The organism is Mycolicibacterium llatzerense (assembly GCF_000878195.1).
Lineage (GTDB): Bacteria > Actinomycetota > Actinomycetes > Mycobacteriales > Mycobacteriaceae > Mycobacterium > Mycobacterium llatzerense.
Genome location: NZ_JXST01000008.1, coordinates 35,149 through 56,414, shown reverse-complemented (window position 1 = coordinate 56,414; position 21,266 = coordinate 35,149). Strand labels below are relative to the sequence as shown.

Below are 21,266 nucleotides of genomic sequence, written 5' to 3'. Positions count from 1 at the left end.
GGGCTTCCGGTATAGCGTGCCGGTATGACTCGGGTTTCGGTGATCACTGGCGGTGCGGGCGGCATGGGTACAGCGACGGCCAAGGTCGTCGGGCGGGATCATGCGGTGGTGCTCGCCGACGTCCGTCAGGACCGCCTCGACAAAGCCGCCGCCGAGTTGGCCGAACTCGGTATCGCCGCGACCATCGTCAACGCCGATGTCACCGACCGGGCCGCGGTGGACCAGTTGTTCGTTACCGCAACAGGTCTCGGCCCCATCGCGTCGGTGATCCACACCGCCGGCGTGAGCCCCAGCATGGGGGCGGCGGACTATGTGACGCGCACCAACGCCGTCGGCACTGTCAACGTCAACGAGACCTTCTACCGGGTCGCGAACGAGGGCGCGGCGATCGTCAACGTGGCGTCGATGGCGGCACACCTGTTGCCTGACGAGATCATCCCGACCACGAAATTCCCGCTGGCACTCACCGACGAGGACGCGTTCCTGGCCGAGCTGGCGACGGCCTGTGCGTTCGCGCCCGAGGAACTGCGCTCGGGCATGGCCTACGGGGTGAGCAAGAACTTCGTCAAGTGGTACAGCAGCTCGCAGGCCGAGCGCTTCAACGCCAAGGGCCTGCGCATCGTCTCGGTGTCGCCGGGTTCGGTCGACACCGAGATGGGGCTGCTCGAGGCCGACGCCGGTGCGGGCGCGATGCTGACGAACGCCGCCGTCCCACGCTGGGGCAAAGCAGAAGAGATGGCGGCGCTGTTCGCGTTCTGCGCCAGCGACCAGGCCGGTTACCTCACCGGCACCGACATCCTCAACGACGGCGGCGTGGTCGCCTCGATGCGCGAGCGCGCCCGCCTCGCCGCCGCGCAGGGCTAGAACCGGCCGCCACCGCCGGAGAAGCCGCCACCGGAGCCGCCGAAAGTCGTTGAGCTCCAACCACCGCCACTGCTGCTGCCACTGCTGCCGCCGCGAATCATGCCGGACAGGATGCCGCCGATGATGATGCCGCCCAGGTCCGCGCCGGTGCTCGTGCCGGTGTAGGACTGCCGCGCGGCGGCGACGTCGTTCGCGGCCAGCTGCTGGGCTTGCTTGAGCAGATCGGCCGCGGAGTTGGCCTGCTCGATGCCGGCGGGCAGGTCGGTGCGCGACGTCTGCCGGGCGGATTCGATTCGGCGCTGCGCCTCGGCCAGCCGGGTGCGGGCTTCGGGGCCGACGCTCCCGCGGTTCGTGTCGATGAAATCCGACACCCCGCGCACCTGGGAGGTCGCGGCCTGCAGGGCCTGATCGAACGACTGCTGTAGCCGTTGCCGGGCGGCGGCCTCGTCGGCGATGATCGCCAGCAGCTTGTCCAACTGGGCGTCGGCGGCGGTCAATTGGGTGAAAGCGCCGAACGGATCGGCCGCGCCGGACGCCTGCGCGTTCGAAACCGCTTGCACCGCAGCGGTACGCGCTGCCGTCAGTTCCGTGTAGCGCGCTCCGGGTGGGACCGCCTCCGCGGCGGCGATCCCGTGCTGGATGTCGGTGATCGCAGCGGGCAGGGCGCTGATCGCGTGCGTGATGTCGTCCGCGGCGCTGTCGATCGCATCCAGCAGGCGCTGCGTTTGACCCAGCGCCGACTCCGCGCCGTGGATCGCGTTGACCAGGGCGGCCTGGCTGTCGCCGGCCTTGCTGACCAGCCCGCGCGCGGCGGTGATGTTCTGGTCCGCGAACGCCAGGCGCTGTTTGGCACCGTCCACGTTGCCTGCGACCGACGCCAGCGCCGATGGGGTGAACTTGCTGTGCAACCCGGTCAGGGTCTGCTGAGCCGGCTCGACGCGCGCCGTCAGGACGACCATCTGCTGGGTCATTGCGTCCAACCGGGTCGGTGCGTTGATGACCAGATCGCGCATCTGATGGAAGGCGGCGCGCTGGTTCTCCAGTTCCTTGTCGGCGCGGGCGGCCGCGACGATCACCTGGGTCAGCAGGTCGCGATGCTGCTGCGGGGTTTCGGGCACGTCGTCGTCGAGGATCTGGCGCACGCTGAACGCCTGTGCCATCGCGGTTTTCGCGTTCTGCACCGCGGTGGTGAACGGCGCGGTGTCGCGCTCGCCGAACTCGCCGACGGCCAGGGACAGCTCGTTGTCACTGGTGCGCACCGCGTTGTCGACCTCGACGAGGATCGACTTGGACAGGTCCTCCAAGGTCTCCAGCGACATCTTCGCGAGGGCGTTGGCGTCGGTGGCATCGACCTGCTGCGCGGCGTTCAGATCGGCCTGCCGGCGCTGCCGGCGACTACGCCGGACCCACCAGATGAGTCCGGCCAGCGCGACGCCGATCACCGCCAGCGCAGCCACCAACCCGACCCAGTTGAACGGCCCACCCGGCGCCCGAAGCCCGTCGGCGGCAGCGACGGCCGCGCCCGCCCAGTCGCCGTCGTGCAGCTTGGCTTCGACGACATCCCGGCGCAGGCGGTCGACGTCGACGTCACCCGTCGCGGCCTCCGGGACCAGGAGCGCGTAGGCGCGGTCCTTGATCGCGACGGCAAAGATGGCGTCGTGGTCGCCCAGAAAGCTTTGGCGCCAGCTGTTTTCCGCCCATTCGCGGGGATTCGCCCCGGCGAAGGTGTCGACGTAGACCACCCACAGCCGCGTGCCGCGCTTGTCGTACAGCCGTTGCACCGCGCCGGAGACCTCGCTGCGCTGCTGCGAGTTCAGCACGCCGGCCTCATCGGTGACGTAGTCCGGCAGCCGCATCGGCGGCTCGGCGGTGGTGGTCGGGGCCAGCAGCGTCCCCACGATCAGGACCGAGATCATCAGCCAGAGCAGTCGCACAATGCGCATGCCGCCCAATGTAGTGACAGGGTATGTGGTAATTCGGCGCACCCGGGCTGGCAGACTTCGGCTGTGGGCATCGCAGGTGAGGGATACAGCGACTTCGACCGGCAGCGGCTGGTCGAGGAAGGCGTCAAGAGCGCCACGCTGCCCGGCACCGATGCCGGACACCGCACGGATTTCTCGCGTGACCGGGCGCGGGTGCTGCACAGTGCCGCGCTGCGCCGACTGGCCGACAAGACCCAGGTGGTCGGGCCTCGGCAGGGGGAGACGCCACGGACCCGGCTCACCCATTCGCTCGAAGTGGCCCAGATCGGGCGCCACATGGCGGTGGGCCTGGGCTGTGATCCCGATCTGGTGGACCTCGCCGGGCTGGCCCATGACATCGGCCATCCGCCCTACGGCCACAACGGCGAACGTGCGCTCGACGAGATCGCCAAACCGTTCGGCGGGTTCGAGGGCAACGCCCAGAATTTCCGGATCCTGACCCGGCTCGAACCGAAAGCGCTTGACAGCGAAGGACGTTCGGCCGGGCTGAACCTGACCCGGGCCGCGCTGGACGCCGTGATCAAGTACCCGTGGTTTCGCGAGGACCGCGTCAAGTTCGGTTTCTACGACGACGACGCGGCCGCCGCCGCCTGGGTGCGCGAGGGCGCGCCCGCCGAGCGGCTGTGCCTGGAAGCCCAGGTCATGGACTGGGCCGACGATGTCGCGTACTCCGTGCACGATGTCGAGGACGGCATCATTTCCGGCCGCATCGACCTGCGCGTCCTCGCCGACGCGGACGCGGCCGACACCCTGGCCCGACTGGGTGCGCGGTCGCATCCGACGGTGACGCACGACGACATGCTGGCGGCCGCCGCGCGGTTGTCAGAGCTGCCGGTGGTCACCGCCGTCGGCAAGTACGACGGTTCTGTCGCGACGTCGGTGGCGCTCAAGCAGCTCACCAGTGAACTGGTCGGCCGGTTCGCCAATGCCGCGGTCACCGAGACCAAGTTGCAGGCGGGGCGCGCGACCATGCGCCGTTTCGAGGCCGAACTCGCGGTGCCGGCGCTGGTCCGTGCCGAGGTGGCGGTGCTCAAGATGCTGGCCCTGCAGTTCATCATGTCCGACCACCAGCACCTGCAGATTCAGGCCGATCAGCGCACCATGGTCGGCGAGGTCGCGCTGTCGCTGTGGGGCCAGGCCCCGGCGAGCCTCGACCCGCAGTTCGCCGCCGAGTTCGCTCTCGCGGACGACGATGGTGCCCGGTTGCGGGTGGTCGTCGACCAGATCGCGTCGTACACCGAGACCCGGCTCGAACGCGTCCACGAAGCCCGGTCGCCGCGGCCCCTGGACTAGGGCTGTCCAAGTCCGTCACCGTAGCGAGGCGAAACCCGGTCAACCTCCGGAAAATCGCCGCCTACACTGGGCGCGTGGCCGGCCGGATTCCTGATCGCGATATCGCGGCCATTCGTGAACGCACCCGCATCGAGGACGTCGTCGGCGAGCACGTGCAGCTGCGGCGCGCGGGGGCCGACTCGATGAAGGGTCTGTGCCCGTTCCACGACGAGAAGTCACCGTCGTTCCACGTGCGGCCCAACCACGGCCAGTTCCATTGCTTCGGTTGCGGTGAGGGCGGCGACGTCTACGCGTTCGTGCAGAAGGTCGAGCACGTCACCTTCGTCGAGGCCGTCGAACTGCTCGCCGACCGGCTGAACTACCCCATCAGCTACGAGGGGTCATCGACCACCAATGTGCAGCGGGACAAGGGCAGCCGCAGCCGTCTGCTCGCCGCCAACACCGCCGCGCAGGAGTTCTACGCCGAGGCGCTGCAGTCGGCCGAAGCCGCCGCCGCCCGCCAGTACCTGATCGAGCGGAACTTCGACGCCGACGCGGCCAAGCGTTTCGGCTGCGGTTTCGCGCCGTCGGGCTGGGACACCCTGACAAAACACTTGCTGCGCAAGGGATTCACCTTCAAAGAGTTGGAGGCCGCCGGGCTGTCCCGGGAGGGTCGCCGCGGCCCGATGGACCGGTTCCACCGCCGGCTGCTGTGGCCCATCCGGGGCGCGACGAGCGAGGTGATCGGGTTCGGTGCCCGCCGCCTGTTCGACGACGACCAGATGGAAGCCAAGTACGTCAACACGCCGGAAACGGTGCTGTACAAGAAATCCAACGTGCTGTTCGGGCTCGACCTGGCCAAGCGCGACATCGCCAAGGGACACCAGGCCGTCGTCGTCGAGGGCTACACCGACGTCATGGCCATGCATCTGGCCGGGGTGACCACCGCGGTCGCGTCCTGCGGTACCGCCTTCGGCGACGAGCACCTGTCGATGCTGCGGCGACTGATGATGGACGACAACTTCTTTCGCGGCGAGCTGATCTACGTGTTCGACGGTGACGCCGCCGGCCGTGCCGCCGCTGTGAAAGCCTTTGAGGGCGAACAGAATCTGACCGGACAGTCGTTCGTCGCGGTGGCTTCTGACGGCATGGACCCCTGCGATCTGCGGCTCAAGTCCGGCGACAGTGCCCTGCGGGATCTGGTGGCGCGCCGAACGCCGTTGTTCGAGTTCGTGATTCGCACCGCGCTCGAAGAGCACGACCTGGACAGCGCCGAGGGCCGGGTGGCGGCGCTGCGCCGCTGTGTGCCGCTGGCCGCCCGCATCAAAGACCCCACCCTGCGTGACGAGTACGCCCGTCAGTTGGCCGGCTGGGTCGGTTGGGACGATGTGGCGCAGGTGATTTCGCGAGTCCGCGAGTCTGCCAAGGCGGGCCCCGCGACGTCGAAGCGCGACGCCCGTCGCCCGGCGGCACCGGCAGCCCCGGTGCCTGCGGTTGGGCGTCCGAACCCCAAAGACCCGACGTTGTGGCCACAGCGTGAAGCACTCAAGTCGGCGCTGCAGCACCCGGCGATGGCCGGCCCGGTATTCGACGGGCTGCCGGTCGACAGCTTCACCCACCCCGCCTATGCCGCGGTCCGGCAGGCGATCACCGCCGCGGGCGGCACGGCGTCCGGTCTGGGCGGCGCAGAGTGGATCGAGGCGATCCGGGCGGCCGAGCCGGCGGCGGCGAGCCTGATCAACGAGCTGTCGGTCGAGGCGTTCCAGGTCGAAGAGGACAGGCTGCCGCGGTACATCGCAAGCGTGCTGGCCCGGTTGCAGGAAGTCTGGGTCGGCCGCGAGATCGCCGAGTTGAAGTCGAAACTGCAGCGCATGTCGCCCGTGGAGCAGAGCACCGAGTACCACGCGTTGTTCGGCGACCTCGTCGCCATGGAGCAGTACCGACGCAGCCTGCTGCAGCAGGCCAGCGGCGACGACGTCAGCTGAGGCTTTTCCTGGTGTAACGCGCAGAACCACCGTGCGCGATATGGTGGGGCAGAACCGACCAAAGGGGAGAGGCCCACCATGACCATCGGAGCAACCCGGCTTTTCGCCGCAGCAGCGCTCGTGGCCACCGCAGTGGCAGCCCCGGTCATCGTCGCGCTGAGCAGCGCCCCGTCGTCACAGTCGACGGCTGACGGCGGCTGCCTCGCCTGGTTCGGCAACAAAGAAGACGGCAACTGCATGGGCCGGTCCAACGGTCAGCCCGTGAACGTGGGCACGCCGTGGGGCGTGTGGGGCCCCAACGGCGGTGTCAGCAGCGGTCCGCTGCTGCCCGGCCAGACCTGGAACCGGCCGCTCGGCTGACGGTTCTCGAACCAATAACCGCCCGATTACCAGTCGGGTCAGTCGTGAATCGACTCCGGATGCAGCACCGTGGTCTGAGTGTCGATCGCCGTCAACCGCACCATGTTCGGGTCCGGTGACACCTTGTCGGCCAACCTGCGCCGGCCGGCATCCAGCATCGCCTTGGTCTTCGGGCTCTCGGTGATGGCGCGATAGGTGCCGGCGATCTGCTCGTAACGGCGACGGCCTGCTTTGGCTCCCAGAACATAGCCAACGGCCATGACGGCGACGGCTCGGATCACTGGACCCCTCCCTGATGACGGTGCTTGGCTCCATCCTGCCTCACGATCGCCGATGCGTCTGGCCCGACCGGCGGCTACCAGCCGATTCAAAGATCCGCGCAGTCATGCGCTAGAGTCATGCCTCGGTTCAGGGACACGCGCCCGGGGCCTGAGCACAATCCCCTGTAGCTCAATTGGCAGAGCTCCCGACTGTTAATCGGGCGGTTATTGGTTCGAGTCCAATCGGGGGAGCAAGCATGACCAGCACGAAAGTGCTGGTCATTTTGCTTTCTGGGGCGGGTTCCGCTTCGCGCCCTATGCCGAGCGTGTGGCCTGCCGTGGCTTTTGCGGCGTGTCGCCTCGGCACGCCCCACGCTCGGCAGAGGCGCACCGGCGACCGGCGTTTTGGTCGTCTCGCATTCGGGTATCCGCAGTACATGAATGAATCACCTACCCCGGTCGGCGCCATGGTGCCGGGTCTGGTGACCATCGCCGTCAGCTTCGTGGCCCTGGTTGCCGGTGCCGTCGCGATGGTGGCCGGATATCTGACGTTCGGCGCAGTGGCGATGATCGTCTCCCTGGCCGCTGCGACGTTCGGTGCCGTGTGGTTGCTGTCGGGCATGTTGCTCAACGAGCACCACCACCATCTGCACCATGGCTGATTCCCGCGCGGGACAGCGCGGGTAGAAGAACAGGGGAGCAGATCGATGTCGGATGAGGTGGCCCGGTTTGTCGGGGCGACGGTTTACGACCTCGCGGGAGACAAGATCGGCACGATTCATCGCGTGTACGTCGATCGCCGTACCGGGCACCCGAAATGGGCGTCTGTTCGCAGCGGGTGGTTCGGTAGCTCAGAGTCGTTCGTGCCGTTGGGCGGCGCGCGAGGCGGTGACGGATCGGTTCGGGTTGCCGTCGCGAAGAACATCGTCGGGAACGCCCCACCGATAGCCGATGGCGATCGCATCACCGCGCCGGAGGTGGCCGCGCTGCTCCGGCATTACGGGATGCCTGCGGAGCACGCGACCGGACTCGAATCGGCGCCGCAGCAGTCGTCGGCGCCGGGGAAGCACCTCCGGGAAGCCGCGGCCGCGGCAGCCGGAATCGGGGGCACTGCCGCCAACACGTCCGCACGCACGGCCGAGCCGGAGACGCCAGGTCAGTGACTGTCGGCGCTACCTAGCCGCGTTGCGCGGCAGACTCGGCGGGTCCGAGATGCAGGATCGGAAACGGCCGCCCGTCGCCGTCGGTCTCCGAACGGCTCAGGGTGACGAAGCCGTGGCGGTGGTAGAAACCGACGGCTTGCGGGTTCTGCTCGTTCACATCGACCAGCAGGCCCGGATTCTTGGCCATCGCGTCGGCCAGCAGCACCGAACCCGCGCCCCGGCCACGATGCTGGTGGTCGATGAACAACATCTCGAGGTTCCCGCCGGCGACGCCCGAGAACCCGACGGGCACGCCGTCGGAGTCCGCCACCGTCACGTCGACCATCTTCAAGTACTCCTCGGCGAGCCGGCGTTCGTAGAAGTCGATGTCGTCGGCGGTCAGGAAGTCGTGTGTCGCCTCGACCGCGCTGCGCCAGATGCGTACCAGCGCAGGCCATTCCGCGGGTCCTTGGCACGGTCGGAGCTTGAAGTCATGGGGAGCACTCACTGCCACAGGTTAATCGGCGGCCGCGGCCGAACCTCATCTCCGGGCATCCGTAGGCTGACCTGATGCGTCCTTTCAGCTCCATCGCAGCCCTGTCCGTGCTGGCAGCATCGGCCCTGCTTGCCGCCGGGTGTGGTTGGAGCCCGAAAGGCCCGGACTCCGCCCCGCAGGCCGACAAGTGCACGCCCGCCGACGGACCGGCCCAGAACGTCGTGACCGCATCGATCTACGCGCTGCCGGCACCGCCGTCGGGCAAGTGGACCCAGATGAGCAGCGGCCACACCGCGAATTGTGCGTTGTACTGGGTGCAGGTCGGCCAGAACAACTCGACGCCGGACAGTCCGCAGCAGGTCGTGTTCTTCAACAAGAACACGATGATCGGCACGCCGACACCCAACGCGCGGCCGTACATCACGGTGACCGCGAGCGCGCCGGACAGCGTGACGGTTCAGTACCAGTGGGAGCAGGCCAAGGATCAGCCGGGAATGCCGACAGGCATCGGTAGCACGCGGTTCACCGTCGACGGCGGTGCGCTCAAGGCGCTGGATCCGATTCCCGGACCCAAGTAGCCCGCGTCCAACGTGAAGTAGATGGCGAAAAAAGCGCCGAAATTGGCCATCTAGTTCACGTTCGGCATCAGTACGTGGCGAGCATGCCGCGCATGATCTCGACGGCAGCGGCCAGCGTCTCCCGGTCGGAGCTGTCGAGCGCATCCAGGACTGGGTCGATGGCGCTGCCGCGGTCGGCGCGCACCTGGGCCAGGGTGGCGATGCCCTGTGGGGTGATGCTGATGAGCACGGCGCGGGCGTCGTCGGGATCGCCGGTGCGGGACACCAGTCCGGCGTCCTCGAGCCGACGGACCTGGGTCGTCATCGTCGGTTGCGAACAGTGGTCGAGCGCGGCGAGATCGGAGATCCGGGCGCGGCCCTCGGCGTCGATGGTGGAGAGCAGCCGGGCCTGGGCGAACGGCAACGGGAGCCGGACACGCTGATTGGCCAAGCGGTTGATGCGGGCAACGACGGCGAGGAGATCCGAGCCGAGGGTCGTGTCGGTCGCCGGTGCAATTCCCATGTTCAACATGGTTTCATAGATTCTCTATGTAGTCGAACGACCGTCGCGAGTGGTGACGGTCACATCGCTGTCGAGTTTACTCGTCTACGCAGCTGGCAGAATTGTGCAATGACTGCTGCCGGCACCCGCGACAAAGCCGGTCCCCTCAATCCGGGCGAGTACGCCCAGGCCGCCGTGATGGCGGCGCTGAGCGCGGCCACCGCCATCATTGCCGTCGTCGTCCCATTCGCCGCGGGCCTCGGCATGCTGGGCACGGTCCCGATGGGACTGCTCGCTTACCGCTACCGACTCCGGGTGCTGGTGGCCGCGGCCGTCGCAGGCAGCACCATCGCGTTCCTCATCGCCGGCATGGGCGGTCTGATGACGGTGGTGTTCTGTGCCTACATCGGTGGCCTGACGGGCATCGTCAAACGCACGGGCCGCGGCATCGGGACTGTCCTGTGGGCGTCGGTGGTCGCCGGAGCTGTGTTCGGCGCCTACGTCATCGGCATCCTGCTGCTGGTGGGACGGCTGCGGGAGCTGATCTTCGCGTCGATGACCTCGAACATCAACGGCATCGCCAACATCGTCGGGGCGATGCCCGGCGGGGAGCGCGCCGCCGAGGATCTGCGCACCAGTTTTGCCGCGTTCCTGCACTACTGGCCGGTGCCGGTGATGCTCTCGATGATCATGCACATCCTGTTAGTCACCCTCCTGGGCTGGTGGGCGCTGTCGCGAGTCTTGAAGCGGCTGTTCGGCATTCCCGATGTGCACAAGCTCGACACCGTCGAATCAGCCGGCCCGGTGGCACCGGTCCCGGCTCGCCTGCGTGATGTTCGATTCCGGTACCCGGGTACCAATCGTGATGCGCTCGGACCGGTGAGCATGGACATCAACGCGGGCGAGCACGTCGCCGTCACGGGCGCCAACGGGTCGGGCAAGACCACGCTGATGCTGACGCTCGCGGGCCGTGCACCAACCGCCGGCACCATCGACCGGCCGGGTGCGGTCGGCCTCGGTCAGGCGGGTGGCACCGCGGTGGTCATGCAGCACCCGGAGAGTCAGGTGCTCGGTACCCGCGTCGCCGACGACGTGGTCTGGGGTCTGCCGTCGGGCACGACCATCGACGTCGAACGGCTACTGGGTGAGGTCGGCCTGAGCGGCATGGCGGAGCGGGACACCGGTGGGCTGTCCGGCGGCGAGCTGCAACGCCTGGCCGTCGCGGCCGCGCTGGCCCGCGAGCCGGCGCTGCTGATCGCCGACGAGGTCACCAGCATGGTCGACCAGGAGGGCCGCGACGTGCTGCTCTCGGTGCTGTCCGACCTGACGCGGCACCACCGAACCTCGCTGGTGCACATCACGCATTACAACGACGAAGCCGACTCGGCCGACCGGGTGGTCCGGCTGGACGGCGCCAGCGACAACATCGAGATGGTCGCGACCGCACCGGTGCCGATCGTGTCGACGGGCATCGAACCCGACGGCCCGGCGGTGCTCGAGGTCAGCGGAGTCGGCCACCAGTACGGCAGCGGAACGCCCTGGGAATCAACGGCCTTGCGCGATATCAGCTTCACGGTCCACCAGGGCGAGGGCGTGCTGATCCACGGGCTCAACGGCTCCGGCAAGTCCACGCTGGCCTGGATTCTGGCCGGACTCACCGTGCCGACCACCGGCAGCTGTCTGCTCGACGGCAAACCCGTGTCCGATCAGGTTGGCGCCGTGGCCATTTCGTTCCAGGCGGCGCGGCTGCAGTTGATGCGGTCCCGCGTGGGCGCTGAAATCGCGTCGGCTGCGGGATTTTCGAAGCACGACACCGCCCGGATCACCGAGGCACTTGCGATGGTCGGGCTGGACCCCGAGCTGGCCGACCGGCGTATCGATCAGCTCAGTGGCGGCCAGATGCGCCGAGTGGTGTTGGCCGGGTTGCTGTCTCGTCGTCCACGGGCCCTGATCCTGGACGAACCGCTGGCCGGGCTGGACGCCGCGAGCCAGCGCGGCCTGGTGACGCTGCTCGCCGAGCTGCGCCGGACCACCGGGCTGACGGTCGTCGTCATCTCGCACGACTTCGCCGGACTCGACGAGCTGTGCCCGCGCATCCTGCGGCTGCACCGCGGAGAACTCGCTGAAGCGCCGATCACCGCGGGAGGACGATCATGACCGCCCCAGCCGCCCAGCGCCGGTCGATGGTGCTGCTGCGTCCCGTGCCGGGCACGTCGCCTGTTCACGAATTGTGGGCCGGCACCAAACTCATTGTGGTGGCGCTGATCGGCGTCGTCCTGACGATCTACCCCGGGTGGGTGCCGATCGGCTTGGTTGCACTGCTGGTGATGGTGACGGTATGGCTGGCGCGCATCCCGCGCACGGTGCTGCCGTCGGTACCGCGCCTGGTGTGGGTGCTGCTGTTGCTCGGCGGAGGGACGGCGGCCCTGGCCGGGGGCGAGCCGTTCATCGACATCGCGTCGGTGCATCTGGGACTGGGCGGTCTGCTGAACTTCCTGCAGATCACCGCGCTGTCGATCGTGCTGTTGGGTCTGGGCGGGCTGGTCTCGTGGACCACCAACGTCGCTGAAATCGCCCCGGCGGTGGCTACTTTGGGGCGGCCGCTGAAGTGGCTGCGGATTCCGGTCGATGAGTGGGCCGTGACGCTGGCACTGGGTCTGCGCGCCTTCCCGATGCTGATCGACGAATACCGCGTGCTGTTCGCGGCGCGTCGGCTGCGTCCCAAGGTGCGGCCGGAGACCCGTCGGGAGCGCAGTCGGCAACGCCGCGCCGAGATCGTCGACCTGCTGGCCGCTGCGATCACGGTGGCCCTGCGCCGCGGTGACGAGATGGGTGACGCCATCACCGCGCGTGGCGGGGTGGGCCAGATCGTCGCGAGTCCGGCACGGCCGGGACGGGCGGACGCGGTGGCGCTGCTGATGGTGATTGCGATGTGTGGGTTGTCGCTGTGGGTTGAGGTGGCCACGCCGCTGGCCACCCACCGGCTTTAGCGGTCGGCTGCGGCGTTGGCCGCCTGCTGCGCGTCGGCCAAGGTCGATGCGACGGGGGCGCGGCCCAGGAACATCTCGTCGAAAAGCGGTCTGATGGCCAGGAATCCGGCCGGGAAGCCCGCGCCGCCGGGGGCCGGGATGCGCGGGCCGTTCAGGACTTGGAAAAAGGGCAGAACGTCAATCCCGCGCTGCGCCCAGTAGTCGAAGTAGACCCGTTGGGCCGCCAGCACGGCGGGCACCGCGGCGCCGCTCGTGCCAAGGAATGCGTTCCCTCCGGCGCTGCCCATCCAGGCCAGCACCGCACGCACCGCGTCGGGATGGCGGGTGGCCGAATTGGCCGCGGCGGCAATCCCGTTGGTGACGCTGACGCGGCCGGCCGGTCCGCTGGGCAGCATCGCCACACCCCAGCGGAAGGGGGCCTGATCGGCGATGGCGGCCAGGTTGTAGGTGCCAGATTGGAACAGAGCCATCCGGCCCTGCAGGAACTGGTTGCGGGAGAAGTCGCCGTTGCCGTTGGTGTCGGCCGCCGAGGGGGAGACGTGGTCGGTGTTGATCAGGTTGACCAGATACTCGAATGCCTGTCGCGCGCCGGGATTGTCGAAGGCGAAGCGGTCCCCGTCGCTGAATTGGCCACCGGCCGAGCCGATGTAGTTGAGGTAGATCCCCTGCAGATCGTTGGCCGCGTTGTAGCCCCACTGCCGGATCTGCCCGGCGTCGAATCCCGGTGCCCCGACCTGGTTCCCGTGCCGGTCCAGAGTGAGCCGGGCCAGCAGCGGACGCAGGGTGTCATCGGCGTCGGGGGACCAGTGCAGCGCGTCCAGTTCGGCCGGATCGATTCCGGCGGCCGCCAGCAGATCGGCGTTGTAGTACACCGCGATGCCGCCGTCCGTCAGCTGCGGCACCGCCCACACCTTGTTGCCGCGGGTGAATTGCTGCGTCACCGAGGCATCCCACGCGTCGGCCGCGCCGGGGCCCAACAGCTGTCCGATGTCCAGCAGCCGATCGGTGTCGGCGTAGCCGGCCAGGTACGCGTTGGACAGCCAGAAGATGTCGTCGGCACCACCGCCCGCGACATCGGTGCGCAGCGAATCGAAGTATGACGCGTAGGCGACGACGTCGACCCGGACCTCGATGTCCGGGTGCCGGCGCGTGAACTCGGCGAATGACGACCGGTACGCGGCGGCGACCTGCGCGTCCCACAGCCGCACGGTGACAACGGTTTTCCCGGTGTCCGGCGTCCGGCCCATGAGCACGGCGGCCACCAGCAGCACCGCCATGGCGGTAGCCAGGGCGGTCACGAACCGGGTCGAGAACTTCATTTCAAGCCGGTGACGACGATGGAGCGCACGATGTGCCGGCCCAGCACACTGAACAGCAGGATGAGCGGCACGATCGCGACGGTTGTCGCGGCGAGCACCACGGTCCACTGCGCGTCGAACTGCGACTGCAGCCCGGCAGTGGCGACGGTCAGCACCCGCCACGATGAGCCGCTGGTGATCACCAGCGGCCACATGAAGCTGTTCCATTGCGAGACAACGGTGATCAGCCCCAGCGTCACGAGGATCGACCGGCTGGCCGGCAGCACCACGTGCACGATGACATCCAGCGTGCCGGCGCCGTCGATGCGGGCGGCGCGGATCAGGTCGGCCGGGATGGACCGGAAGTACTCGCGCAGCAGGAAGATCGCATAGGGCGAGCCGAACATGAACGGCAGAACCAACGCCCAGAACGTATTACGCAGCCCGGCCTCGGCCATCATCAGATACAGCGGCACGACGGTCACCGTGGCCGGCACCATCAGCGTCGCCAGGTACAGCCAGAACAGGGTGTCCCGGCCCGGGAATTCGAGCCGGGCGAAGGCGTAGGCGGCGGTCACGGAAAAGGCCAACTGGCCCAACAGGATCACCGCGGTCATCAGGGCGGTCACCAGCGCGGCCCGGCCGAAGCCGGCGTCGCTCAGGGCCGTGTAGTTGGCCAACGTCGGCGGGTTCGGCAGCGACAGCGGCGACTCGGTGTTGAACTGCCGGGCTGAGGTGAACGAGGTCAGCAGACCCAGGCCGAACGGCACCAGGGTGATCGCGGCGCCGGCCACCAGGATGACGTAGATCGCCGCCGGCCGAGCCGGCGAGAACCACCGAGCGTTACGTGAGGTCATAGCTGACCCGTCGGCGGAAGTAGATGTGCTGCACCAGCGTGATGCCGAGCAGCAGGACGAACAGGATCAGCGCCATCACCGCGGCGCGGCCCACCGCCGCCGAGCCGAACGCCTCGGCGTAGATGCGGTGCGCGATGAGATCGGTGCGGCCGTCGGGGCCGCCGCCGGTCAGCGCGTACACGGTGTCGAAAACCTGTGCCGCACTCACGATTCCCGTCACCAGGACGAAGAACAGCGTTGGCCGCAGCATGGGCAGGGTGATGCGACGGAATCGTTGCCACGCCGTCGCCCCGTCGATCCGGGCCGCGTCGTGGACATCGTTGGGGATAGCCAGGATTCCCGCGAGGAAGAACAGCGTCACGTAGCCGACGTTGGTCCACACGGTCACCGCCGAAACCAGCGGCAGGGCCAGTGTCGGGTCCGTCAGCCATTCGATGCGATGCCCGAGCACGGTGCTGACCGCGCCATCGGTGGGGCTGAGAATCCAGCGCCACAACACCGCGATCGCCAGCGGCGAGCAGATCCACGGCAGGACATAGAGCGTGCGGAAGAACCCGGTGCCCGGCAGCCCGCGGGCCAGCAGCATGGCCGCCGCCAGACCCAGCACAGTTTGAACGGGCACGACCAGCGCGATGAAGCCGAAGGTCACTGCCATCGAGCGGCCGAACGTCGGATCGGTCAGCACGGCCTGCCAGTTGTCGAGCCCGACAAATCGGATGGGTCCCAAGAGGTCCCACCGCTGCAGGCTCAGCCAGCCGACCACCAGCATGGGCAGCAGTAGAAACATGACCACGCCGAACAGGCTGGGGGCGAGCAGCGCGTACCCGGTCAGGGTGTCCCGGAACCTGCGGCGTGCCACCGGATCATTAAAGCCGGTCCTGCCATTACGGTGTAGCCGTGACTGCGCTGCGACGGGTTGACGCCGACTTCCTGGCCCTGCCGCGCCATTTGCTGGCCGAGGCCGCGGTGTCGGCCGCGCTGGCTGCTGGTGCGAGCTACGCCGACCTCCGGGTTCACCGGATCACCACCGAGCACATCCAGCTGCGCGACGGCGAGCTGGAGACCTCGGTGGTGACCCGCGAGATCGGGCTCGCCGTGCGGGTGATCGTGGACGGCACCTGGGGTTTCGCCTCACATGCCGAGCTGAAACCTGAGGTCGCGGCCGAGACCGCGCGCCGCGCGGTGCAGGTCGCGGTGGCCTTGGCGCCGCTGAACGCCGAACGCATCGAGTTGGCGCCGGAACCGGTGTACGCCGATGTGTCGTGGGTGTCGCCGTACGGTGTCGACCCGTTCGAGGTGACCGCTGCTGACAAGATCGCGCTGCTGGGCGAGTACTCGGGCCGGTTGCTCGCGGCCGACGGAGTGGACCACGTGTCAGCGGGGCTGCAGGCAGTCAAGGAGCAGGTGTTCTACGCCGATGTGTTCGGCTCGTCGATCACCCAGCAGCGGGTGCGGGTGCAGCCGATGCTCGAAGCCGTCGCCGTGGACAGCGCCGCCGGATCGTTCGAGAGCATGCGCACCCTGGCGCCGCCGACCGCCCGCGGCTGGGAAGCCGTCGCCGGTGACGAGGTGTGGGACTGGACAACCGAATTGGCCGAGCTGCCGACGCTGTTGGCCGAGAAGGTCAAGGCGCCGAGTGTGACCGCTGGTCCGACCGACCTGGTGATCGACCCGACGAACCTGTGGCTGACCATCCACGAATCCATCGGCCACGCCACCGAATACGACCGCGCCATCGGTTATGAAGCGGCCTACGCCGGAACCTCGTTCGCCACCCCGGACAAGCTGGGCACCATGCAGTACGGGTCGCCGATCATGAACGTCACCGCCGACCGCACCGTCGAACACGGGCTGGCCACCATCGGATTCGACGACGAAGGCGTCCGCGCGCAGAGCTGGGACCTGGTGCGCGACGGCGTCTTCGTCGGCTATCAGCTGGACCGGGTGTTCGCGCCGAAACTGGGGGTGGCCCGGTCCAACGGCTGCTCCTACGCGGACTCGCCGCATCACGTGCCCATCCAGCGGATGGCCAACGTGTCGTTGCAGCCCGGCACCGACGATCTGAGCACCGACGACCTGATCGGTCGTGTCGCGAACGGCATCTACATCGTCGGCGACAAGTCGTGGTCAATTGACATGCAGCGGTACAACTTCCAGTTCACCGGGCAGCGCTTCTTCAAGATTCGCGACGGCAAGCTGGACGGGCAGGTGCGCGACGTCGCCTACCAGGCCACCACCACCGACTTCTGGGGGTCGATGGAAGCCGTTGGCGGAGAATCGACCTGGCGCCTCGGCGGGGCGTTCAACTGTGGCAAGGCGCAACCTGGCCAGGTGGCCGCCGTCAGCCACGGCTGCCCGTCCGCCCTGTTCCGGGGAATCAATGTGCTCAACACGCGAACTGAATCGGGGCGTTGATGATCAGTGCACCGCAGGTTGTCGACCTGGTGCTGGCCGAGGCCGCCCGCCGGGGTCGAGCCGACGAGACCATCGTCCTGGTGACCGACCGATCCACCGCGTCGCTGCGCTGGGCCCGCAACACCATGACCACCAACGGCGAGTCGGTCAGCCGGGATACCACCGTCATTTCGATTGTCCGGCAAGGGGATAAGTCCCGGGTCGGCGCGGTGAAGTCCAGTGAGGTCGACCCGGCGACCATCGCCGGTCTGGTGGCGGCGTCGCAGGATGCCGCGCAGGCGGCACCGGAGGCCCGCGACAGCGCGCCGGCGCTGGCCGGCCAGGAGGTGTCCGACGACTGGGAGGCACCGTCGCCGCTGACCGGTGCTTCGGTGTTCGGCGACGTGGGTGCGCGTCTCGTCGACGGCTTCCACCGCAGCGATGCGCTGTACGGGTTCGCCCGGCATGAGCTCGACACCACCTATCTGGCCACGTCGGGCGGTATCCGGCGGCGGTTCACACAGCCGACCGGCTCGGTGGAGGTCAACGCCAAACGTGGCGGGGCCAGCGCCTGGGCCGGGGTCAGCACCGCCGATTTCGTCGATGTGCCAATCGATTCCATGCTCGACGACCTGTGCCTGCGGCTGGGTTGGGCATCGAAGACCGTGGAGTTGCCCGCCGGCCGGTACGAGACGCTGATGCCGCCGTCGACCGTTGCGGACATGATGATCTACCTCGGCTGGAGCATGGACGGCCGCGGCGCCCAGGAAGGGCGCACCGCGCTGTCGGCGCCGGGTGGCACCCGGGTGGGGGAGAAGCTCACCGATCTCGGGCTGACGCTGTACTCGGATCCTGTTGCGCCCGGGCTGGAATGCCTGCCGTTCGTGGCGGCGTCGAGTTCGTCGGAGCGGGTATCGGTGTTCGACAACGGCCTGGACATCGGCCGCGTCGACTGGATTCGCGACGGCGTCGTGAACGCGCTGGCCTATCCACGCTCTGCCGCAGCGGAATTCGATGCGCCGGTGGCGGTGCCCGCCGACAACCTGCTCATGACCGGCGGCACCGTGAGCCTGGCCGAGATGATCGGCAGCACTGAGCGCGGCCTGCTGCTGACCACGCTGTGGTACATGCGTGAGGTCGATCCGACGGTGCTGCTGCTGACGGGCCTGACGCGCGACGGCGTCTACCTCATAGAGGACGGCGAGGTGACGGGCGCGGTCAACAACTTCCGGTTCAACGAGAGCCCGCTGGACCTGCTGCGCCGCGCCACCGAGGCCGGCGTCAGCGAGACGACGCTGCCCCGCGAATGGGGCGACTGGGCCACCCGCGCCCAGATGCCGTCGCTGCGGATTCCCGACTTCCACATGTCATCGGTCAGTCAGGCGCAATAACTTTCAGCGCCGCGGCGACGTCCTCGTCGCGGCTGCTCGCCACCGGTGACGGACTGCCCAGCTGATCGGGTATCACGTGCCCGCCGATCTGGCACCGCAGCCGATACCCGCGATAGGCGTCCCCACGATCGTTGCCGGGCGTGCGACGGAAATTAGTGTCGGGTGGTGTCTTTGGTTGCTTGTAGCCTGCAGATATCCGGCGCATTGCACCATCGGCGCTGAGCTGGCATTGGGGGATCAGGAATCATGGCGAAACGATCAGCGGCGGAGCAGGCTTGGGACGATGCGCTGCGGCCGGCGTGCCGTAGTCGGGGGATGAGGTTCGTCAGCGGGTCCGGGTTTGTGCTCGACGACGTCTACCTCACCGAACTGTGTTATCCGCAGGTCTTCCACCCGGACAAAGACCCCAACACGTTGCGGATCGGCTGGACCGTCACAATCAAGCCAGTGGCCGTCGACGAGATACTCTGGGACGCTTTCCTTCCCGACGTCGTGATGGGTTCCCAGATGCGGATCAACCGCCGCGTCAACGGGGCATTCAGAGTCCAGCCGCTGCGTATCGGACAAGGCTCGCTGGACGTGCTGGCCACGGACGAGCCCGGCTGGGTCCCGGTACTCGACGCATTCGAACGCACCCGAACCGAGTTCGCCGCCGAATACCCCACGGTGGCGGACTATGTGTCGGCGCTCGAGCAGCGCGGCGACGGCATCGCCCCGAACCGGGCGCTGACTCGTAAGGTGACAGCGCTGATTGCCGCTGGCCGGGGCGACGAGGCAGCGACGGTGGCGGACGACGCAATCGCCCGAGGCGAGGGCGGCGGGATGTCCTCGGAAGTCGATGTACTCAAGTACCTGTCGGCGTGGGCGAAAGGTCCGCAGGCGTACTACGACTTCAGGGTCAGCCTCAGACCCACGCACGACTACTCGGCGATGTACGAGACCAAGCGAAGCGATGTGTCGGTCGACTTGGCTCGGCAACATCACCGCGGGATGATGGCCCATCACCTGCACGATCTCGACGGCTCCGACCCGTGGGCCATCGTGCTCAGCACCCGCCCATCCGCTGGGGTGCCGGCGGACTTCTCCACGTCGCGGTACCTGCAAGCCGCCGGCAGCGCCGATGCGATGGTGATCGAGTACTGCGAACCTGGCGGAGCCGAGATCGGTGCGGTATCAGTGCGTTCGGTGGTCGGCCACCAGCATGCCGACCCCGCTGAGGGGGACGTCGACATCGTGCTGCCGCGCAGCGTCCAGACGATCAGCCGCCACGAGGTGTTCGCCGCACCGGAGGCAGCCGAGATGTTCGAGCGGTTCTACCGGACCGACACGATCGGCGACAGTTACGTCCTCAGGCCAGTCGAGGGCTACCGAGCCGACGGCGGACTTATCGACCTACAAACTCGATGAGGCACGCTGTGCTCGGTGGGGCCTTGCCGGCGCCAGTCGCAGTTCAGTCAGCTTTCGCCGGAGCAGAACAGGCACGGATCGTCGTGTTCGCTTCCGTAATTGACGTAGCTGGCCACGGCGCCCACGTCCGCGTCGGCGACGTCGTCGTCGAGCATCGGGACAGCCGGATCTGGGTCGGTCAGACGCAGGGCACCGATGCTGGCCAGCAGCGGCAGGGGGTGGTAGGGGTTGGCCGTGATGTCGGCGACGGCCTGGCCGTCGACGAACAAGGTGTACAGATCGTGCTCGGGGAACCCATAGTTGGCGCGAAGCACCCACCAGTGGCCGGATTGGTTTGCGGCATAAGGAAAGTGATCGTGTCCGGTTCGCTGCCATGCTGGCCGCGTCGCAGTGTCGATCGCGGTGCCGGGGTTGGGCGCGTAGTTGCTTCCCATAACGCCAATTCTAGATGCGATGGTGACAGGCCTGCTCACGCGAAAAAAACACGTCGGTCCAAGAAGGGCTTGCCGAACTCCGGCCGCATCCGCGCGAGAATCGCATGGCTCTCGTACATCCGTATCATTCTGCCCAGGGGAGCAGAGGGGGTTGGCGTGGGTGTCATCAATGAGTACTTCCTGGCGAGTTCGGACGCCGCGGCTGCGGACGTGCTCGACACCGGCCCCACCAACGCCGTCATAGGGCCTGACCCCGGCAGCGAACTAGCCTCGCTCGAGGCCATCCTGCTCGGCCTGGACCCCGTCTCCGACGAGGCCGTCTCCCTCGTCTCACGTGATGACCATGCCGTGGACGTGGCCCACCATGACGACTACTCATGCATGGTCGTCAAAATCGCCTCTGGCACAACCCAACTCATTGCGAGCGCGACGCTAGACGAGTTGCGCCCGCATTTGCAGCGCTGGGCCCGCACCGAGGATTTCGCCGGCACCACCGACGCGGATCTGCACGAGATGATGACGGCGCTGCACCCGCTGTTCGTCTCCGCCGCGAGCGATCCTGGGCAAGCGCTCTACGTCTGGATCAGTCTGTGATCACACAATCGCGCTTCGCCGATCTGCCGATGTTCGAGGCAGCCGGCAGTGGGTGGTAAGCACAGCGGCACAACGGATCACCGACCGGAGCCGTCTCACACAAGCCGCATCCGGGAGTGGATTGCCATCGTCCTCGGCGTAGCGTGCCTCGGATTCGGGATGTACGCGCTGTGGGCCCAGCACTCTGGAATCACCGCGGACGTGAAGGTACTTGAATGCCACGATGTCGGGCGCAACAGCGAGTGCAGTGGCCAGTGGAGAGACGGCACGGTGGCCAGGTCGGTCTGGATCGTGGCGATGCCGCTACCGGACCCCGGCGAGACCGTGCCTATGCGCATTCATGACGGCAAGGCGTACTCGCAGTCAGTTGGACTTCCGCTGATGGCATTCGGATTCGGGGCGTTGATGCTGTTCGTTGGGGCCTATTCGCGGCGTCGCCGACGTTAGGGCGCCTGACACCTGCTCTGCGGCCAGAATGCCT

At 67.8% G+C, this 21,266-nt stretch carries 21 protein-coding genes and 1 tRNA gene; 14 read left to right on the top strand and 8 right to left on the bottom strand.

Going from position 1 to position 21,266, the window contains the following annotated elements:
- The first annotated feature begins 24 nt into the window (after nt 1-24).
- Complete coding sequence (locus TL10_RS07635) at nt 25-864, top strand: SDR family oxidoreductase (protein ID WP_043985182.1); 840 nt, start codon at nt 25-27, stop codon at nt 862-864.
- On the opposite strand, the gene TL10_RS07630 is transcribed toward TL10_RS07635, so the two are convergent.
- Nucleotides 861-2,807 carry a TPM domain-containing protein gene (locus tag TL10_RS07630; protein WP_043985181.1) on the bottom strand — a complete coding sequence of 649 codons (1,947 nt, stop codon included), beginning with the start codon at nt 2,805-2,807 and terminating at the stop codon, nt 861-863. The genes TL10_RS07635 and TL10_RS07630 overlap by 4 nt on opposite strands.
- A 63-nt stretch (nt 2,808-2,870) precedes the next feature.
- Here TL10_RS07630 and TL10_RS07625 point away from each other — a divergent pair, with 63 nt between their 5' ends.
- The 3 genes from TL10_RS07625 to TL10_RS07615 all read left to right on the top strand — a co-directional run bounded on the left by TL10_RS07625 (nt 2,871) and on the right by TL10_RS07615 (nt 6,463).
- The gene (locus tag TL10_RS07625) at nt 2,871-4,139 is read left to right on the top strand and encodes a deoxyguanosinetriphosphate triphosphohydrolase (RefSeq protein ID WP_043985180.1); all 1,269 of its coding nucleotides are present in this window, start codon (nt 2,871-2,873) and stop codon (nt 4,137-4,139) included.
- 74 nt (nt 4,140-4,213) lie between these two features.
- Entirely contained in the window at nt 4,214-6,103 is a 1,890-nt protein-coding gene (dnaG, locus tag TL10_RS07620; protein ID WP_051954777.1) for a DNA primase, read from the top strand.
- 78 nt (nt 6,104-6,181) lie between these two features.
- A complete protein-coding gene (locus TL10_RS07615; RefSeq protein ID WP_043394093.1) occupies nt 6,182-6,463 on the top strand; it encodes a DUF7155 family protein in 282 nt (93 codons plus the stop codon).
- Between the two features lie 38 nt (nt 6,464-6,501).
- Here TL10_RS07615 and TL10_RS07610 read toward each other — a convergent pair whose 3' ends face one another.
- Nucleotides 6,502-6,744, bottom strand: a complete 243-nt coding sequence (locus TL10_RS07610) for a hypothetical protein (RefSeq protein WP_043394091.1) — start codon at nt 6,742-6,744, stop codon at nt 6,502-6,504.
- A 158-nt stretch (nt 6,745-6,902) separates the two neighbouring features.
- Here TL10_RS07610 and TL10_RS07605 point away from each other — a divergent pair.
- The 3 genes from TL10_RS07605 (at nt 6,903) to TL10_RS29495 (ending at nt 7,886) form a co-directional block, all read left to right on the top strand.
- Nucleotides 6,903-6,975 (top strand) — tRNA-Asn (locus TL10_RS07605).
- A 185-nt stretch (nt 6,976-7,160) separates the two neighbouring features.
- On the top strand, nt 7,161-7,385 hold the full coding sequence (locus TL10_RS07600; protein ID WP_043394089.1) for a hypothetical protein: 225 nt from the start codon (nt 7,161-7,163) through the stop codon (nt 7,383-7,385).
- Nucleotides 7,386-7,430: 45 nt separating this feature from the next.
- The gene (locus tag TL10_RS29495; RefSeq protein WP_082067881.1) at nt 7,431-7,886 is read left to right on the top strand and encodes a PRC-barrel domain-containing protein; all 456 of its coding nucleotides are present in this window, start codon (nt 7,431-7,433) and stop codon (nt 7,884-7,886) included.
- Between the two features lie 13 nt (nt 7,887-7,899).
- Here the strand turns inward: TL10_RS29495 and TL10_RS07590 are convergent, their stop codons facing one another.
- On the bottom strand, nt 7,900-8,373 hold the full coding sequence (locus TL10_RS07590) for a GNAT family N-acetyltransferase (protein WP_043985179.1): 474 nt from the start codon (nt 8,371-8,373) through the stop codon (nt 7,900-7,902).
- Nucleotides 8,374-8,435: 62 nt separating this feature from the next.
- Between TL10_RS07590 and TL10_RS07585 the strand changes: the two genes are divergently transcribed.
- Nucleotides 8,436-8,939, top strand: a complete 504-nt coding sequence (locus tag TL10_RS07585; RefSeq protein ID WP_043985178.1) for an LppP/LprE family lipoprotein — start codon at nt 8,436-8,438, stop codon at nt 8,937-8,939.
- Nucleotides 8,940-9,006: 67 nt separating this feature from the next.
- On the opposite strand, the gene TL10_RS07580 is transcribed toward TL10_RS07585, so the two are convergent.
- On the bottom strand, nt 9,007-9,450 hold the full coding sequence (locus tag TL10_RS07580) for a MarR family winged helix-turn-helix transcriptional regulator (protein WP_081936629.1): 444 nt from the start codon (nt 9,448-9,450) through the stop codon (nt 9,007-9,009).
- A gap of 99 nt (nt 9,451-9,549) precedes the next feature.
- Between TL10_RS07580 and TL10_RS07575 the strand changes: the two genes are divergently transcribed.
- Together TL10_RS07575 and TL10_RS07570 are read left to right on the top strand one after the other, a co-directional pair.
- Nucleotides 9,550-11,577, top strand: a complete 2,028-nt coding sequence (locus tag TL10_RS07575; RefSeq protein WP_043985177.1) for an ATP-binding cassette domain-containing protein — start codon at nt 9,550-9,552, stop codon at nt 11,575-11,577.
- Nucleotides 11,574-12,410 (top strand): CbiQ family ECF transporter T component, encoded by an 837-nt coding sequence (locus TL10_RS07570; protein ID WP_043394083.1) that lies wholly within the window; start codon nt 11,574-11,576, stop codon nt 12,408-12,410. The genes TL10_RS07575 and TL10_RS07570 overlap by 4 nt, the downstream gene beginning before the upstream one ends.
- Here TL10_RS07570 and TL10_RS07565 read toward each other — a convergent pair.
- The 3 genes from TL10_RS07565 to TL10_RS07555 are packed head-to-tail and all read right to left on the bottom strand — an operon-like array spanning nt 12,407 to nt 15,424.
- Nucleotides 12,407-13,729, bottom strand: a complete 1,323-nt coding sequence (locus tag TL10_RS07565; protein WP_043985176.1) for an ABC transporter substrate-binding protein — start codon at nt 13,727-13,729, stop codon at nt 12,407-12,409. The two genes, TL10_RS07570 and TL10_RS07565, sit on opposite strands and share 4 nt — an antisense overlap.
- Complete coding sequence (locus tag TL10_RS07560) at nt 13,726-14,565, bottom strand: carbohydrate ABC transporter permease (protein ID WP_043985175.1); 840 nt, start codon at nt 14,563-14,565, stop codon at nt 13,726-13,728. Before TL10_RS07560 ends, TL10_RS07565 begins: the two co-directional genes overlap by 4 nt.
- Nucleotides 14,552-15,424: a carbohydrate ABC transporter permease gene (locus TL10_RS07555; RefSeq protein ID WP_043985174.1), complete on the bottom strand. Its 873-nt coding sequence runs from the start codon at nt 15,422-15,424 to the stop codon at nt 14,552-14,554. The genes TL10_RS07560 and TL10_RS07555 overlap by 14 nt, the downstream gene beginning before the upstream one ends.
- Before the next feature lie 38 nt (nt 15,425-15,462).
- On the opposite strand from TL10_RS07555, the gene TL10_RS07550 reads away from it, so the two are divergent.
- The 3 genes from TL10_RS07550 to TL10_RS29490 all read left to right on the top strand — a co-directional run bounded on the left by TL10_RS07550 (nt 15,463) and on the right by TL10_RS29490 (nt 19,757).
- Nucleotides 15,463-16,980, top strand: coding sequence for a TldD/PmbA family protein (locus tag TL10_RS07550; protein ID WP_043400403.1), 1,518 nt, complete (start codon nt 15,463-15,465; stop codon nt 16,978-16,980).
- A complete protein-coding gene (locus TL10_RS07545) occupies nt 16,980-18,350 on the top strand; it encodes a metallopeptidase TldD-related protein (protein WP_043985173.1) in 1,371 nt (456 codons plus the stop codon). Before TL10_RS07550 ends, TL10_RS07545 begins: the two co-directional genes overlap by 1 nt.
- 246 nt (nt 18,351-18,596) lie before the next feature.
- Nucleotides 18,597-19,757, top strand: coding sequence for a hypothetical protein (locus TL10_RS29490; protein ID WP_131630702.1), 1,161 nt, complete (start codon nt 18,597-18,599; stop codon nt 19,755-19,757).
- Nucleotides 19,758-19,804: 47 nt separating this feature from the next.
- Here TL10_RS29490 and TL10_RS07535 read toward each other — a convergent pair whose 3' ends face one another.
- Nucleotides 19,805-20,191, bottom strand: a complete 387-nt coding sequence (locus TL10_RS07535; protein WP_043985172.1) for a hypothetical protein — start codon at nt 20,189-20,191, stop codon at nt 19,805-19,807.
- 156 nt (nt 20,192-20,347) lie between these two features.
- Here TL10_RS07535 and TL10_RS07530 point away from each other — a divergent pair, with 156 nt between their 5' ends.
- Entirely contained in the window at nt 20,348-20,785 is a 438-nt protein-coding gene (locus tag TL10_RS07530) for a hypothetical protein (RefSeq protein ID WP_043985171.1), read from the top strand.
- The last annotated feature ends 481 nt before the right edge of the window (nt 20,786-21,266 follow it).